This is a genomic window from Lactonifactor sp. BIOML-A5 (assembly GCF_009677585.1).
In the GTDB taxonomy this organism is placed as follows: Bacteria; Bacillota; Clostridia; order Lachnospirales; family Lachnospiraceae; genus Lactonifactor.
Genome location: NZ_WKYV01000026.1, coordinates 1 through 16,653 on the forward strand (window position 1 = coordinate 1; position 16,653 = coordinate 16,653).

General features: G+C 43.1%; 17 protein-coding genes. 11 read left to right on the forward strand and 6 right to left on the reverse strand.

The window, feature by feature from the left end:
• Positions 1 to 483: 483 nt before the first annotated feature.
• The 6 genes from GKG41_RS17830 to GKG41_RS17855 are packed head-to-tail and all read right to left on the reverse strand — an operon-like array spanning position 484 to position 8,520.
• Positions 484 to 1,965 (reverse strand): tagaturonate reductase, encoded by a 1,482-nt coding sequence (locus tag GKG41_RS17830; protein ID WP_154261136.1) that lies wholly within the window; start codon positions 1,963 to 1,965, stop codon positions 484 to 486.
• Between the two features lie 26 nt (positions 1,966 to 1,991).
• The gene (locus GKG41_RS17835; protein WP_154261138.1) at positions 1,992 to 3,515 is read right to left on the reverse strand and encodes an altronate dehydratase family protein; all 1,524 of its coding nucleotides are present in this window, start codon (positions 3,513 to 3,515) and stop codon (positions 1,992 to 1,994) included.
• A 40-nt stretch (positions 3,516 to 3,555) separates the two neighbouring features.
• Positions 3,556 to 4,575 carry a zinc-binding alcohol dehydrogenase family protein gene (locus tag GKG41_RS17840; protein WP_154261140.1) on the reverse strand — a complete coding sequence of 340 codons (1,020 nt, stop codon included), beginning with the start codon at positions 4,573 to 4,575 and terminating at the stop codon, positions 3,556 to 3,558.
• A gap of 1 nt (position 4,576) precedes the next feature.
• On the reverse strand, positions 4,577 to 5,833 hold the full coding sequence (locus GKG41_RS17845; RefSeq protein ID WP_154261142.1) for a uroporphyrinogen decarboxylase family protein: 1,257 nt from the start codon (positions 5,831 to 5,833) through the stop codon (positions 4,577 to 4,579).
• A gap of 48 nt (positions 5,834 to 5,881) precedes the next feature.
• The gene (locus tag GKG41_RS17850; RefSeq protein ID WP_154261144.1) at positions 5,882 to 7,240 is read right to left on the reverse strand and encodes a gluconate:H+ symporter; all 1,359 of its coding nucleotides are present in this window, start codon (positions 7,238 to 7,240) and stop codon (positions 5,882 to 5,884) included.
• Between the two features lie 11 nt (positions 7,241 to 7,251).
• Positions 7,252 to 8,520, reverse strand: coding sequence for a lactate racemase domain-containing protein (locus GKG41_RS17855; RefSeq protein ID WP_154261146.1), 1,269 nt, complete (start codon positions 8,518 to 8,520; stop codon positions 7,252 to 7,254).
• Positions 8,521 to 8,879: 359 nt separating this feature from the next.
• On the opposite strand from GKG41_RS17855, the gene GKG41_RS17860 reads away from it, so the two are divergent.
• The 11 genes from GKG41_RS17860 (at position 8,880) to GKG41_RS17910 (ending at position 16,393) form a co-directional block, all read left to right on the forward strand.
• Positions 8,880 to 9,551 (forward strand): GntR family transcriptional regulator, encoded by a 672-nt coding sequence (locus GKG41_RS17860; RefSeq protein ID WP_173015642.1) that lies wholly within the window; start codon positions 8,880 to 8,882, stop codon positions 9,549 to 9,551.
• Positions 9,538 to 10,188 (forward strand): GntR family transcriptional regulator, encoded by a 651-nt coding sequence (locus GKG41_RS17865; RefSeq protein ID WP_154261150.1) that lies wholly within the window; start codon positions 9,538 to 9,540, stop codon positions 10,186 to 10,188. The genes GKG41_RS17860 and GKG41_RS17865 overlap by 14 nt, the downstream gene beginning before the upstream one ends.
• Positions 10,189 to 10,460: 272 nt before the next feature.
• Entirely contained in the window at positions 10,461 to 11,003 is a 543-nt protein-coding gene (locus GKG41_RS17870) for an NADH peroxidase (protein WP_103710964.1), read from the forward strand.
• Between the two features lie 160 nt (positions 11,004 to 11,163).
• Entirely contained in the window at positions 11,164 to 11,553 is a 390-nt protein-coding gene (locus GKG41_RS17875; protein ID WP_154261152.1) for a transcriptional repressor, read from the forward strand.
• A gap of 171 nt (positions 11,554 to 11,724) precedes the next feature.
• A complete protein-coding gene (locus GKG41_RS17880; protein ID WP_103710964.1) occupies positions 11,725 to 12,267 on the forward strand; it encodes an NADH peroxidase in 543 nt (180 codons plus the stop codon).
• A 137-nt stretch (positions 12,268 to 12,404) separates the two neighbouring features.
• Positions 12,405 to 12,941 carry a rubrerythrin gene (gene rbr / locus GKG41_RS17885; RefSeq protein ID WP_072853314.1) on the forward strand — a complete coding sequence of 179 codons (537 nt, stop codon included), beginning with the start codon at positions 12,405 to 12,407 and terminating at the stop codon, positions 12,939 to 12,941.
• Positions 12,942 to 13,572: 631 nt separating this feature from the next.
• Positions 13,573 to 13,755, forward strand: coding sequence for a DUF6144 family protein (locus GKG41_RS17890; protein WP_194167093.1), 183 nt, complete (start codon positions 13,573 to 13,575; stop codon positions 13,753 to 13,755).
• 82 nt (positions 13,756 to 13,837) lie between these two features.
• Positions 13,838 to 14,260 carry an AraC family transcriptional regulator gene (locus tag GKG41_RS17895; RefSeq protein ID WP_154261154.1) on the forward strand — a complete coding sequence of 141 codons (423 nt, stop codon included), beginning with the start codon at positions 13,838 to 13,840 and terminating at the stop codon, positions 14,258 to 14,260.
• Positions 14,257 to 14,847, forward strand: a complete 591-nt coding sequence (locus GKG41_RS17900; protein WP_154261156.1) for an ATP-dependent Clp protease proteolytic subunit — start codon at positions 14,257 to 14,259, stop codon at positions 14,845 to 14,847. Before GKG41_RS17895 ends, GKG41_RS17900 begins: the two co-directional genes overlap by 4 nt.
• Positions 14,848 to 14,989: 142 nt before the next feature.
• The gene (locus GKG41_RS17905; RefSeq protein ID WP_154261158.1) at positions 14,990 to 15,805 is read left to right on the forward strand and encodes a MerR family transcriptional regulator; all 816 of its coding nucleotides are present in this window, start codon (positions 14,990 to 14,992) and stop codon (positions 15,803 to 15,805) included.
• A 111-nt stretch (positions 15,806 to 15,916) separates the two neighbouring features.
• On the forward strand, positions 15,917 to 16,393 hold the full coding sequence (locus GKG41_RS17910) for an SAM-dependent methyltransferase (protein WP_154261160.1): 477 nt from the start codon (positions 15,917 to 15,919) through the stop codon (positions 16,391 to 16,393).
• Positions 16,394 to 16,653: the final 260 nt, after the last annotated feature.

Sequence of the window (16,653 nt, forward strand, 5' to 3'; positions counted from 1 at the left end):
GTTGTACACTTTTCCTCTGGTTTCCCACTATTGATAACTCGATGTTTTGGATAAATAGCCAACTCCCTTGAACTTCCCTATACCCAGGTGAGAGGAATCCTGCGGCGGCGGGCTGGCTGGTTCGGGCGGGAGGGAGGGCTTAAGTTCCGGGGACGATTCCGCAGGAGTGAGTAGAGAGTCTTAGACAAAACCGGGATTCACGCTGGAGATTTTTTCGGCAGTCAGGGCCGAAAAAAAGTGAGCATGGGCAGAGAATGCACATCAAGCATTCTTTGCACATACGAACGGTGCTCCGGCGGGGATTCCGGTTTTGTCTTAGACTCTCTTCGCGACGGAGGTGTCCCCGGAACTTAAGCCTCCCTCCCGTCCGAACCAGCCAGCCCGCTGCCGCGGGATTCCTCTCACCGTCCCCCCGCCACCTCACACTTTCCGACTTGAATCACTTTAAGCTGAAGTCCAAGCGCTACACCCCTAAATCCCAAGTTAACACCGCCTCATAAGCTCATAAGCCCCAAACTCTTCTATCACTCTCACACTACTGGTTACCATCTCCTCTAATCCCTGGATTTGAGTAAGATCCTCACCCCACAGTTCTTCGTTTTTCAGCACAGCTGCTGTCAATTGCTCCGCAGAATCCCCCTGATGCCTCCAGAAGAATTCAAGAACCGTTCTGTCATCCTGAATCAAGTACTCCTCTCCGTTTCTCTCAGCGTATAAACCAGAGTCGTCTAATCTTTTGCCCCTGTAAAAAGCAATATAAAACGCCAGGGACGCAGCAAGTCCCTCAGGTATTTTATGAAACTTTTCTACATAGCCCTTCAGACTGGGCATGACTCTTGCCTTCCATTTTGAGGTAGAATTCAGGGCTATCGCTAAAAGAGAATGGTCAATAAAGGGATTTTGAAAACGCTCTGTCACTGAAGCAGCAAATTCCTCCAGCTCTGCTTTTGGCAGGGTTAGTGTAGGAATAATTTCATGGTAGATGATGTGGTTCATAAACCTTCGGATCACTTCATCATGCATGCAGTCACGCACAATGTCCCGGCCCGCCAGATATGCCCCCAGCACCATACTCGTGTGCGCTCCGTTAAGGATTCTGACCTTTCTCTGTTTATATGGCTTATGATTCTCTGTAACCAGGATGGGGAGCCCTGCTTGTTCAAAGGGAATCTCCTTTTTCACACACTCCGGCCCTTCAATTACCCAGACACCAAAGATTTCCCCGGTATCCAAAAGGCTATCCTCATATTCATTTAACTTATTCAGTTCTAAAGCCTCTCCTCTAGGGTAACCAGTTACAATACGGTCTACCAATGTGGAGCAGAATATGTTCTCTCTCTCAATCCAGTCTTCAAAATCCTGTCCCAGTTTCCACTGTGCCGCATACTTTTTGACACACCGCTTTAGTTCTTTTCCGTTGTCGTCTATCAGCTCACAGGATAGAATGATAAATCCCCTGCCTTTTTCCTGCCCGTATTTTAGATATCTTTTATATAAAAATTGTGTCAGTTTGCCTGGATAGCTGGCTGCAGGCTTATCCTCAAAGCTGCAGGCAGGGTCATAGACAATACCTGCCTCAGTTGTATTGCAGGCAATAAATCGAAGCTCCGGGTTCCCGGCACAGTCTGCAAGAGCACTGTAGTCCCGGTATGGATTCAGACATCGGCTGACACAGGAGATTACTCTCTTTTCATTGACCTTCTGACCATTTTCAAAGCCCCGCAGGTAAAGAGTGTAAAGGCCCTCCTGTTCATTGATTTGGTCTGCCAGGCCCTGAGCTATTGGTTGACATAAAACCACTTTTGTATTGAATCCTGCACGTTCATTCATAACATCCACAAAATAGTCTACAAATGCTCTTAAAAAGTTACCTTCTCCAAACTGAAGCATACGTTCCGGGGCTTCTTTCAGCAAATATCCCTTATAACCCTGTTCCTCCAGGGTTTTATAACTGAGTGTTTTCATTTTTACCTCCATATTTCTTCCCTATACTATAGGGTAACTCCCTGTTTAAAAATCGCCATATCATGATACCCTTCCAGCTCAGACTTTACCTTTTCTCCTGAGGCCACGGAAAGCACAAAGTCAAAGAGCTTCCGGGACAGTTCTTCCATGCTCTGTCCCTCCACAAGGCTGCCGCAGTTAAAATCAATCCAGTTACTCTTTTCTTCCATCAGTCTGCTGTTGGAGGAAATCTTAAGCGTGGGAACCGGAGATGCAAAAGGCGTTCCCCTCCCGGTGGTAAAGAGAACGATATGGGCGCCGCTTGCTGCAAGGGCAGTGGCTGCCACCATATCATTTCCTGGTGCGCTCAGAAGATTAAGACCCCTTTTCTCCACTTGCTGACCATACTTTAAGACATCCTTTACGAGTGCAGTACCTGATTTCTGGGTACAGCCCAGTGATTTATCCTCCAGCGTGGAGATCCCCCCTTTTTTATTTCCCGGGGAGGGATTCTCATATATAGTCTGATGATGTTCAGTAAAGTAGTTCTTAAAATCATTAATAAGCTCTACGGTCTTTTCAAAGACTTCTCTGTTTTCACATCGTTCCATGAGGAGCGTCTCAGCCCCAAACATCTCAGGTACCTCCGTAAGAATGGTAGTTCCCCCTCCGGAGATCAAAAGGTCGGAGAAAGCACCCACCGCCGGATTGGCGGTAATCCCCGACAGGCCGTCAGAACCCCCGCATTTCATACCTATAATTAGTTCCCGGACATTTACAGGTTCCCGGGTAAATCCAGACGCATAATCAATTAATTCCCGGACAATTTCTGTACCTTCAGCTATCTCATCCCGGCAGTCCTGGGCTACAAGAAACCTTACTCTTTGCTTATTGTATGGACCGATGTATTGCTTCAATTCCTCAATACCGCTGTTCTCACAGCCAAGTCCCAGCACCAGCACACCGCCGGCATTGGGGTGCTGCACCAGATCAGACAGGATTCTTCTGGTATTCTCCTGATCTTCCCCCATCTGAGAGCATCCGTATGGGTGAGGAAATGCTGTCACATCATCTACCGTTCCTTTTATATATTTCCCTGCCAAACGGGCAATCTTTTCTGCGGCACTGTTTACACAGCCAACAGTAGGGATAATCCATACTTCATTTCTCACGCCGGTTTTTCCGTCTTCCCGTACAAATCCCTGAAAATATGCCTCTGGGTCCCCGCTCATTCCCGCCTGTCGGTTTTCGTATGATACACCAGCCTTATTACGTGCCGGGCCGTCTTTTTTATATGTGTAATCAAGCACCTCACCCAGAGACGTCCGGATATTGTGAGTATGCACCCACTCTCCCGGGCGGATGTCTTTGGCCGCAATCCCAATAGGGTTTCCGTATTTTATAACCCTCTCCCCCTCTTTTATAGGGCATAAAGCAAATTTATGCCCCTGCGGGATATCTTCCGCAACTGTAATCGCCTCACCGTCCCACTTTACATTGCTGCCTTCCGGTAACAGTTCCAGAGCAACTGCGACACTGTCTTTTGGGTTTATTTTAATGAATTTCTGCATAGTCCACTCTCACTTTTCTTCTGGTTTTACAGAAAAAGTTCTAGAATTTTAATAGCACTTTCAGCATGGAAGCACCATTTTTATCAAATTCCTGAAATGCTTTTTCAGCCTCTGCCCCAGGATATGTATTTGTAACAATCTTGTCCAGATCAACAGCACCCGATTTTATCAACCCAATCAGCTCCAAAAAATCCTTTTTTAACGCATTTCTTGAGCCCAAGATCTTCAGCTCTTTTTTCTGAATCATAGTAAAATTAAAGTCCAGGTTCTTCTTGCCTACACCAATTAGAACTACCGTCCCTCCAAATGCTGCAGCGTCAATACAGTTCTGGAAGGTGGAAGGCAGTCCCACAGCCTCGATTGCCACATCAAAACCGCACCCCTCTGTTATACTGTTTACTTTATCCAGAAAGGTATCCGGTTTGTCATTCCAAATGCCTCCTTCCAGCTGAAACTCATTTACTGCGTAGTCTACCTTCTGCCGGGCTACATCCGCAATATAGACCTTTGCTCCTTTGCTCTTGGCTGCAATTGATGCCAATACACCTATGGTACCCGCCCCAATAACCAATACCCGGTCACCCGGTTTTATATCTGCTCTGGAAACCCCATGATAGCTGATGCAGAAAGGCTCTATTAGGGCAAGTGTCTTGGGAGAAAGTCCCTGTCCGTCATATATCCTGTCAATCGGCATTGTAATATACTCTGCAAATGCACCTTCACGCTGAACCCCCATTGTTTCGTTGGTGGTACAGCAGTTTACCCTCCCCTTTTGACACGGGTAACAGTCCGAACAGTTAAAATAAGGGTTACAGGTTACGGTCATACCTGGCTTAAGGCCTTTGTCATTTTCCTCAATCTCAACAATCTCCGCGGAGAACTCATGTCCCGGTATTCTCGGATAGGAAACATAGGCAAATGTGCCCCTGTAGGTCCCCAGATCACTTCCGCAGATACCTCCATACAGCACTTTCAGCAGTGCTTCGCCTTTTTGCGGCCTTGGTCTCTCAGTTTCTGTAATTACCACCTCACCTGGGCGGTTTATGACGATTGTTTTCATATTATCTGTACTCCTTTAACACATCGAATATTCTCTGGACATTGGCAATATCCACATTGCTCTGGAGATTATGAACTGCTGAGAACACAAATCCGCCGTCCTTCCCCAGAATACGGATTCTTTCTCTCATTTCCCTCTCTACATCATCCGGGGTTCCATGTGCAAGTGTGGTCTGTCCGTCAACTCCCCCTCCCCAGAAGGTAAGCTCCCTGTTATATTTCTCCTTGAGGACCTGAGGATCCATGTGATCCGCCGATGTCTGTATAGGATTCAGACAGTCAATGCCGCACTCGACCATATCATCCAGTATATTTACCAGTGAACCGCAGCTGTGGTAGACGGTCTTCCATCCTGTATTCTCATGTACCCACCCGTTAATTCTCTTAAAATATGGTACATATAAATCTTTAAACATTTTCTCCGACATAATCTCACCGTGCTGTGTTCCAAAATCTGTCCCGCACAAAAACACTGCCTGGGCCTTCTCACCCACTGCCTGATACAAAAGCTTAAGATTGCGAATACAAAGCTGAGTCCAGGCCTCGAAAATTTCTTCTATATACTCAGGGTACAGACTGTGTGCCACCAGAAATTCGCTGAAATCTCTGATTCCCGGCGTACTCTTTACATAGCCTCCGTTCAGCATAGTCTGCGCCCCCAGATTGCCGTATTCTGCATTCAGAACAATTCCGCAGTCAGTATTATTAAAGTAATCCTCCGCCTGCTCTCTGTAAAACTCCAAAGTAGCATCATCAATGGTCATTACCTCAAGCTGTTCTCTATAATCTTCCAGACCATTCAGCTCATCCTCGTCGAACTCTCCCTGTCTTGTTATATAGTCAAAATAGTGTCCTCCTTCTGGCATACAGCCGCTGGGAGGAACTCTGAGATCCCCCTGGGGATGTATATACAAGCGTCCGTTGCTGCAAGACATAGCACACCCCTCACCAATAAGCGCAGGCGTCCCATCAGGGGTTGTCCAGGCCTTCCATTTGTCGTTGCGGTAGCCGAATACAGTCATGTCGCTCCACAAAGGCAGTACATCGATCCCAAACATCTCTGCATCTTTGGCGTCTATGAGACCAAGCATCTGATAGGTGTCATAAATCTTTACTGGCTCATCTCTTCCATTTAACTTTCTGAGGCGGTAAAGGAGGGAAGCACTGATCCCCGTGGCCTTTGTCCCGCCCAGATCAAATGCTATCCTTCCGCAGTCCTTATGGTTAACAGCCGCTGTAAGTTTATCTCTAGAATTCATAATAACCTCCGTATAGTTAGAATTTATGCATGGGAGGTTCCAGTTTTATTAAAAAATAAAGCTGGCTCCCATAATTAAAATTAAGCTGATAATGGATATAATAAAACACATTAAAGAACAGGTTTTAAACCCTCCAAGTGTGGATAATCTGGCTATTTTTGTAGTAATCCAGAATCCGCTGTCATTAACAATGGATATACACATGGAGCCGGAGAAAGCTGCAAGCGCAATAAAGATTGGCTGTACGTTAAGTTCCCCGACTGTGGGCGCCAGCAGCGATATAGCTGTAATCATGGATAAGGTGCCTGAGCCCTGGGCAGCCTTAAGTACGACTGCTACCAGCCATGCAAACAGTACGGGATGGATATGTATGGTTTCAATAACTCCCACCAGTACATCACCAATTCCCGCTGCCGCCAATACAGCGCCCAGCGCCCCGCCCATACCTGTGATCAGCAATACAGAACCCGCATCTGAGAGTGCATGGTTTACTGTTTTATTAACCTCTTTTATAGGCAGACGGCCAATAGTGACCAGATAAGCTCCAAATACACCCACTAACATAGCTATGTTTTTATTTGAAAGAAATTTTATAATCTCCGGTACGCGATCCTCCCCTACAATAGCATTTGATATTGTTCCGCTTAAGATGAAAACAATAGGGAGCAGGATTGGAAGGACGGCAAGCTTGAAAGAGGGAAGGTTCTTTGCTTCCACAAGCTTCTGCGCTTTTTCCTCTTCTTTCTTTTCCTCCTCTAAATCGATCTCTTCATCTCTCTCCGGATCCCAGAAACCCGGACGGGATAAGAATAGTTTGTTGTAAATAAAAAGGGCAATCGCAAAACTGGGCAGCCCGATAATAATACCCCACATAATAGTAGTTCCCACCTCAAGGCCCAGCATCTCGCTTCCGGCCAAGGGACCGGGCGTGGGAGGAATAAAGGTATGGGCAATTACAAGGCCTCCCACCAGGGCACCTGCATAATATGGTATTTTTTTACCGTGTTTTGACATGAACCTGGCAAGGGGCATTAAGATAACAAACGCTACATCAAAAAATACTGGAATTGATACCAGGAATCCTGTAAGGCCCAAACCAATGTCCGCTTTTTTCTTTCCGCATAATTTTGTGATTCCATTGGCAATGGACTGCACTGCACCGCTGTCCGCCACGATTTTTCCAAGGATCACTCCAAGTCCTATGCTGATACCGATACTGGTCATAGAATTGCCAAAGCCTGTAGCTATCGTTTCAATGGTTGTCACCGCACCTACCCCCGATGCAATCCCCATATAAAGGGAGCCCATAATCAGGGCAATCACCGGACTCTGTTTTAAAGCCAGGATCAAAATCAGAATAATTGCTATTGTTATAATAAGGTTAATTACTAACAGCGTCGACGACATAACTTTCCTCCTTAGAATAAATTTCCCTGTTCATTAAAATCCCACTTTTGTAATTCACTTATAATTTCAATCTTGGGATGCCTCTTTGCTTCCTCCAGCAGCGCTTCCGATATATATATTTCCCCGATATCTAATGTATTTTTTATCCTGATAATACGAGGATTTTTTCGGCCGGCGCCTGTACAGGCCTTTACTGCAATCTGTATTGCCTCCTTATCAGAAGCTGCAACAATTGGTATCTTTACTGCCCACAGAGCCGTTGAAGTTATTGCATTGGGATAAGTGGCATCCATGTCAAGCTTACCGTACAGCCGCCTCGTGGTCACATTTGCACATCCCAGCCCATTGGCATTCCCATGGCTCTCCTCTGTCAGATCTAAAACTACAAGATGCTGTGTACTGATGCTTCCTGTCAGATACGGAGAGGGATACTTGCCTGTGATATTCGGATCCATACCGTCACCGCTGATATTTTTTCCCATCTCGTCCACTACAATAACATCCGCATGATCAAAATACAGTTTTCCCATCATCTTTTTCGCTTCCATTAGAAGCTCCGGTTCCCTCACAGGTATCTCCTCCGGAAGCATCCCTATTAACCGGTACGTTTTTTCGTAAGCATTTTCTATAATCCCCAAGCCATAAACTATGCTGCAGTTTTTCAAAATGGCATTTCCAAATTGGGGAAGCCTTTCTGCCATATGCTCTATTCCCATAGAATGAAAGGCATCTGCGCCCTGCTGTTTTCCCAGACCTACAGTCATCATCTTCATCAGGCCGCTTTCATATTCTCCCCGAAACGATGTATGTGCTTTGATTCTTCCGCATACAAGTATTCCGTCTGCTTCCGCGGCATACTTGTCAATATAAACCGGTTCCCCCTCCTCCGTATTGCCCACGTATACAGTCTCCATGGAAGATCGTACCGGACAGTCCAGATACTCTTCCGTTATACCGAAATCTGCAAGTACTCTCCTCTGTCCCTCGTCCGTAGCTCCCCCGTGACTGCCCATAGCGGCTGTGACAAAGGGCCTTGTCTGATATTTCTTCAGGCAATCAATAACCGCTTTTATAATGATGCTGATGTTTGCAATGCCCCTGCTGCCGCAGGTCACGGCAATACTCATTCCCGGTCTGAACTGATCTCTGTTTTTATTAAGTTCATTTCTAACAACATCCGGTATTGCGTCCGGAGCAATCTCCTCTCTCTCGAATGTCTGCTTAATCTTAATCATCTTAGGAAGCTCTACACTATTGCATAATTGAGATATAACCCTCATCTTCATTCGCCTTTCTTATTTTCTTCTTGTCAAACATCTGATTTTGTCTGCATTTCCTTATGTTTTCCTGATTTCTCCTCCCTTCTGCCATTCTTTGTATTCATTAATGTATACAACGTTATATATTTATTATACTATACAATCTTGTAGATACTGTCAACATTTTTTGTTATTTTTATTGTTATTTCACTAATTAATGGGTTCATTTTTGTGCACTTTTTATCCTAACTCATCCTGTTGAATCCTCTCTTTTTATTTCATTGTATACATCATTATATATTATAATATTGAATATGGGCTTTTTCATTGCACCGTCCCGTAAGATATGCTATGATATTTTTCAAAGGAGAGCCTTACGTATGAGTAAAGAAAGTTTGAAAACACAAGCTTACCAGATAATAAAGCAAAAAATCCTGAACTGTGAATTCCCGCCGGGGACTTTGATGAATGAAAATTCTCTGTGTCAGCTTTTGTCTATCAGCCGCACACCGGTACGGGACGCCATCAGTCGTCTGGAACACGAAAGCCTGGTACAAATCACACCTCCCAAGGGTTTCATCATTAAAGAGATTACTTTGAAAGATTTGAATGCATACTTTGAGACCCGTTACTTTCTAGAGTTGTATACAATAAAAGAATACGGAAGAAATATTGATAAACACGAGCTGGAAATATTTTTTAAGTTCTTCAATGAAACAGTTTGTTTTCCTACTCCTGAAGATTTTTATCGCATTGCTTCTTCCCTGCACAATATCTTTATAGAAGAATCCGCAAACCCATACTTTATACAAACATACGATCAACTGAATGCCCAGGAATTCCGGATACGGAAATTAATCCCTCTGGACCCTGAGTGTATCTGTCAGCTGAGAGAACTCTATATGGAGCTACTAACTTTATGTTTAGAAGAAAACTGGAAACAGGGAGAAAGTTCATTGGAACATATATTGGATACTTATAGAGATTTTACATTTTCATCTTATTTATCAGGTCCGAATATCTTTGAAAGGAACCGCAATGAGCAAAAATAATTTAAAACAACAAGCGTACCAGATGATTCGCGAAAAAATAATGAACTGCGAATATCCCCCCGGTATACTTTTGAATGAAAATATGCTTCTGAACGCCGTCCCCGGCAGCCGCACGCCTATTAGAGATGCTTTGGGGCGTTTAGAACAAGAGAAGTTAGTGACCATACTTCCCAAAAAAGGCATATTAGTGGCAGGCCTCTCCGTAAGAGATTTGCAGGCTGTATACGAGACACGCCTGCAGTTGGAGCCTTATGCCGTTTTACATTATGGGAATACCCTGCCTGAGTCTTTTTATATGGAATATTATGAGAAGTTTTCTCATATTACAGATCATGGGCCAGCCGCCGCCCACTATTCTATAGATGACAGTTATCATATGTCGATCATTCAGGCAACTGAAAACCCGTATTTCATTCATATGTATGAACAAATCCATCTCCAGACTCACAGGGCACGTATTTTAGCGGCACAGATTACAGATATACGGCTGAAAGATTCCAAAAAAGAACACTTGGAGATTCTTATTCCCTGTTTAAAAAAAGACTGGGAGGCAGCCGCACAAAAAATGCATGACCACCTGCTAAGCTCTCAAACCTCAGTATTCAGAGAATTATCACCCAGTTATATTGCCCTTTAACCAGTATCTGCTACAACGTAAACATTGCTCCCAAAAGTTACCTCGTTTTTCAGAGGTTGGGGCGCGTTATCCCTGCCATGCAGTCTGACGCATATCCTTTTTTAAATATCTGATCCACATTTTTCTAATTTTTGTATTTTATACTTGACTTTTTTAATCTAATGGGTTATATTGATATCAGTAACAATTACTATTATTAATAAATCATACATGTTACATAAAGTAACAAGCAACTTTACCATTAAATTTCAAACAAAAAAGGAGAGATCATAATGAAAAAATTCGTATGCAGTGTATGTGGTTATGTTCACGAGGGAGATGCAGCACCTGAAAAATGTCCGGTTTGCGGAGTTCCCGCTGAGAAATTCATCGAGCAGGGCGGAGAAAAAACTTGGGCTGCAGAGCACGTTGTAGGCGTGGCAAAGGGCGTTAGCGAAGACATCCTTGCTGACCTGAGAGCAAACTTTGAAGGTGAATGTTCAGAAGTCGGTATGTACCTTGCAATGGCAAGAGTTGCTCATAGAGAAGGATATCCTGAAATTGGTTTATACTGGGAAAAGGCTGCTTATGAAGAAGCAGAGCACGCAGCTAAATTTGCTGAGTTACTCGGGGAAGTTGTAACAGACAGCACCAAGAAAAACCTTGAAATGAGAGTAGAAGCTGAAAACGGCGCTACTGCCGGTAAGTTTGACCTGGCTAAGCGTGCAAAAGCAGCTAACCTGGACGCTATCCATGATACCGTTCATGAGATGGCCAGAGACGAGGCACGCCACGGCAAAGCTTTCGAAGGCCTGTTAAAGAGATACTTCGGCTAAACTTTAATGGGGGACGTGTTCTTTCTAAAAAGAACACGTCCCAAAATAAGACCGGCCTGTCCCTTTTTACCCTTTCATTTTTTTATTTTATACTTGACTTTTTTAATCAAGTATAGTATAGTAATATCAGTAACAATTACTATTATTGAAAGGAGGAAATATGGCGGCATTAAAATACAGTCGACAGCGGGAATCTATTAAAGAGTTTCTGCAAAATCGATATGATCATCCCACTGCTGATACTATCTACGACAGTATACGTACTATTTATCCGAATATCAGCCTGGGTACTGTATACCGCAATCTTTCCCTTTTGGCCAGTATCGGTGAAATTAACAAGATCTCTACCGGCGACGGCCCTGACCGTTTTGACGGCAATGTAGCACCACATTATCACTTTATCTGCCGCAGCTGCCACAGTGTCATCGACCTGGACATGGAAGACATCGGTTATATAAAAGATGTGGCCAGTAAAAATTTTAACGGAAAGATCGACGGTCATATTACAAATTTTTACGGCATTTGTGAAGAATGCATAAAGAACCTGTAAATATAGAAAATTTTTCCAAAATATACTTGACAATTTTAACCCAATATGTTAAGTTAATATCAGTAACAATTACTATTATTAGCACGCAACATCATAGTCCCTCCAAAAACTATGAGTTAAGCATTTAAAACCCAAAAAACAATTTTTAAACAAAGAAAAGGAGAATTCACAATGAAAAAATTCGTATGTAGTGTATGTGGTTATGTTCACGAGGGAGATGCAGCACCTGAAAAATGTCCGGTATGTGGAGTTCCCGCTGAAAAATTCATCGAGCAGGGCGGAGAAAAGACTTGGGCTGCTGAGCACGTTGTAGGCGTAGCAAAGGGCGTTAGCGAAGACATCCTTGCCGACCTGAGAGCAAACTTTGAAGGTGAATGTTCAGAAGTTGGTATGTACCTTGCCATGGCAAGAGTTGCCCATAGAGAAGGATATCCTGAAATAGGTTTATACTGGGAAAAAGCTGCTTATGAAGAAGCAGAGCACGCAGCTAAATTTGCTGAGTTACTTGGAGAAGTTGTAACAGACAGTACCAAGAAAAACCTTGAAATGAGAGTAGAGGCTGAAAACGGCGCTACTGCCGGTAAGTTTGACCTGGCTAAGCGTGCAAAAGCAGCTAACCTGGACGCTATCCATGATACTGTTCATGAGATGGCCAGAGACGAGGCACGCCACGGCAAAGCTTTCGAAGGCCTGTTAAAGAGATACTTCGGTTAATTCATTAACTATTCTAACTAATTTGTCTCATAAATTTCATATTCATACAGTATATGCGGGCAGAGGTTGACGGAATCGAAGCCCGCATATATGATATAAAGGTGTAGTCATTAACCAAACCAAAGGAGGATTTTACAATGTCTAAATACGCAGGAACTAAAACCGAACAGAACTTGATGGACGCTTTTGCAGGTGAATCACAGGCAAGAAATAAATATACATACTACGCTTCCGCCGCAAAGAAAGCTGGTTACGAACAATTAGCTGCTTTATATCTGGAAACAGCAGACCAGGAAAAGGAACATGCTAAAATGTGGTTTAAGGAGTTCCACGGAATTCTGGATCCGGTGGCTAATCTGGAAGACGCAGCCAGCGGTGAGAATTATGAGTGGACTGACATGTATGCACGCATGGCCAGGGAAGCCAGGGAAGAGGGCTTTGAGGAACTGGCTCAGAAATTCGAGGGTGTTGCCAGAGTAGAGGCAGCTCACGAAAAACGCTACTTAAAGTTACTGGAGCATATGAAAGCAGAAGAAACCTTTAAAGGGGATGCTCCTTTAGGATGGAAATGCAGAAACTGCGGTTATGTACACGAAGCTGACGAGGCTCCTGAGGTTTGTCCGGTATGTGCTCATCCGAGAGCTTACTTTGAAAGAAAAGCTGAGAACTATTAAAATATATAATCCTATCACTTTACGCAAAACGCCGCCCTGTAAAAACGGGGCGGCGTTTTGCCGTTAAGAAGCCATCCTTGAAGCTGAAATTACAAGATGCTATACTTGACGGTGAATACTTGTAAAAAGAAGAGCAATAAAGGCATTGAAGAACGGTATATGGATAAGAAAAAACTTGTTAATCAAAGCATTGATTATATTATGCTGCATCTGAATGAAAATTGGTCCCTTAATACCGTAGCCGCTCATTTTTTTATATCAAAATACCAATTCATCCGGATATTTAAAGAAGAAACCAGCGGGAGTGTCTATTTGTAAAGTCGATCAAAGTGCAATTTACATGAAGCTAAACCCCACATAAGCAATCAAAGACATAGATCCGGATTGTGGATATAGTCCGTCCAATTATAGCTTCGTACTCCAGAGCGGATTGTTAACTTCAAAACAGCAGCGGAATATGCAGGGCAAATTGAAGACAAAAAACCGGACGATATGTCCGTGTTATAGGAACGATTTATTGGTAACTTTGTGGACCTAGAGAAAAACTGGTATAAGTTTTTAGATGAATACAAGGCTATCTTTCTATAAATTAAGAAGTATTTAGAAATGCTTCAATAGGAAGGAGGCTGTCATGCGGCGCCTGGAAACTAAATTTGAAATTGAGGGCATTAAGAAAATACGAATGAACTGCCAATGTGGTTACGGAATTGATGAAAAGCTTGCGCTTGTTAAGGAACTAATGACAAGCACTGCAAGCATAAAGATAGGCGATCCTGTATGTCTTATAAAAATCACACTACATAACTCTATTTGAAAATAAGTTAGAAGCAATACAGCACTTTTTATTAAGACACACAAGCTCAGGCTTGTTATAATAATAAAAAGGAGGCAAAACTATGAAACAGCAAAACGAGATTGTAAAAAAAGTCTTGAATTATATTGAGGATAATATTGAGAAAGAAATTAACGTAGATAAGATTGCCAGAAGCGTTGGATATTCAAAATTTTATCTTAACCGGTTATTTTCGGAATGTACTGGAATTACCATTTATAAATACCTTCAAAGCCGCAGACTTACAATCGCTGCGGAAAAATTGATAAAAACGAACGATCCAATCACAAGAATTGCTTATGAAGCTGGATATGAATCTCAACAGGCATTTTCACTTGCTTTTAAGCAATTATATGTATATCCCCCCAAAACTTATAGGAATATCGGGGTGTTTGTACCAAAGCAAAGCAGAATCTCCCTGTGTAAGAATTTCTATAAAACAAAATATAGTCTATTTATCAGTATGTGCAAGGAGAACGCAGCATGAGTACAATTCCTTATGTCATTGAGCAAACGAGCCGGGGGGAACGCAGCTATGATATTTTTTCACGTTTGCTGTCAGACAGAGTTATATTTCTGGGAGAAGAAGTAAGTGACACCTCTGCCAGTTTAATTGTGGCACAATTACTTTTTTTGGAAGCCCAAGATCCAGACAAAGATATTCATATATACATTAATAGTCCGGGAGGTTCTGTAACTGCCGGGTTAGCAATTTATGACACCATGAAATACATCAAGTGTGATGTCGCTACTATATGTATTGGCATGGCTGCAAGTTTTGGAGCATTTTTATTAGCCGGAGGTACACATGGCAAGCGTATGGCGTTACCTAATGCTGAAATCATGATACACCAGCCGGCTATGCATGGGAACGGTATCCAAGGACCAGCCAGCGATATAAAAATAATGTCTGATTATATGCAAAAAAGCAAACAAAAATTAAATAGAATATTATCCGAAAATACAGGGCGCACCATGGAAGAAATTGAAAAAGATACCGATAGGGATTACTTTATGAGTGCCGAAGAAGCATTAAAATATGGACTGATAGATTCTGTTATTTCCAGTAGATAGTAAAACAAGGAGCATCGCATTGTTTAAAATGCGGTGCCCTCTCTTTTCTTACCTTGAAGAACCAGTATGAACTATATATAATACTATGCAAGGGCTTATACACAAGAAAGTCCTTAGTATCTTTCTATAAATGGAGGCACCTATGTTCAGAATCGGAGAATTTTCAAAACTCACACAGGTAACTATCCGCATGCTGAGATATTATGATGAAGCAGGGCTGTTAAAACCCGCCAGGATTGATCCCCAGACCGGTTACCGTCTGTATTCCATAGAGCAAATACCCATTCTTAACAAAATTATATACCTGAGAGACAGCGGTTTCCAGGTGTCTGAGATAGCAAAGGTGCTTGAAAGCTGTGACAGTGCAGCAATAATCGAAGAGCTGGACAGGAAATATTCAGAAATTGAGCGATCTATTCTTCTGGAAAAAGAAAAACTCAAGAAAATTCAACTTGCCAAAAAAGAACTTTTAACCGGAAAAAGTGAGATACATTACCATGTTACCGTTAAATCTATTCCCGCTTATCAGGTTCTCTCCCTGCGAAGGGTGATACCAGATTATTATGCCGAAGGAGAGCTGTGGAGTGAATTATCTGCGTTTGCCTTAGAGCAGAGAGTACCTGTAACAGAAGAAACCTTTTCTATATATTACGACGAGGGGTATAAAGAGCAAAATGTTGATGTGGAGCTGTGTGCTCTGGTAAAAACTCTCGGTAACAGTTGCGGGGAGTTCGCATACCGCATAACCGAACCTGTACCTGCTATGGCCAGTACCATGGTTTACGGACCATTTTCCAACATCGCCGGAGCATACCTGTCATTTGCCCGGTGGCTGCAGAAGAACAGCGAATACAGAATGGGGAACCCAACCCGCCAAATCGTCCACCGCGGTCCTTGGAATGAGACCTCTCCCCAGAATTATTTGACAGAAATACAGATACCTTTAGAAAAAAACTAACGCCGCGCCGTGCAATTACTTATTGCATGGCGTTTTTCCTTGACTCTCACATGGTGTGAGGGTCTAACGTGAGATCGTAAACAAACATTCAGGAAAAACGGAGGATAATTTATGTCAACCTATCAAGTACATTCTATCGGAACCATCTGCAACAATGAAAACGGTGCTTATGTTCAGCTGGATCCCCGGGTAATCCCTGCCCTCCAGGCATTAGACGGGTTCAGCCACATTAACATTATCTGGTGGTTCAGCCACTTTGATGACCACGAGGCCCGATCAGTCCTCACCGCAGAACAGCCCTACAAAAAAGCCCCGGAGACCATGGGTATCTTTGCCACAAGATCCCCTGTGCGTCCCAATCCCATCGCCCTGTCCACTGTAGAAGTTACGCATATCAATTATGAGCAGGGAATCATTCATATCCCTTACATCGATGCCGACCACAATACTCCAGTCCTGGACATAAAGCCATACACTCCCAGTCTAGACCGGGTAGAAAACCCCAGGGTACCGGAATGGTGCAGCCATTGGCCAAAAAGTCTGGAGGAATCCGAACAGTTCCCATGGGAAGAAGAGTTTAATTTTTAAGTAAAAGGGACAGGTCTCATCCAATTTGGGACAGGCCGTTCTTAATTTGGGACGTGTTCTTTTTAAAAGGAACACGTCCCTCTTTCATATCCTTTGTCTATCAAATAATTTAAATATACCCTTGATTTTTTAAATACAAAGGTGTAATATACTTATATCAACATGTAGTTTTAATAACTACATGTAATGGTTTTTCTTATTTTACCATATATTAATAGTGCAATTATATAGCAGTTAAGCAACAGTATTAAAGGAGGAAT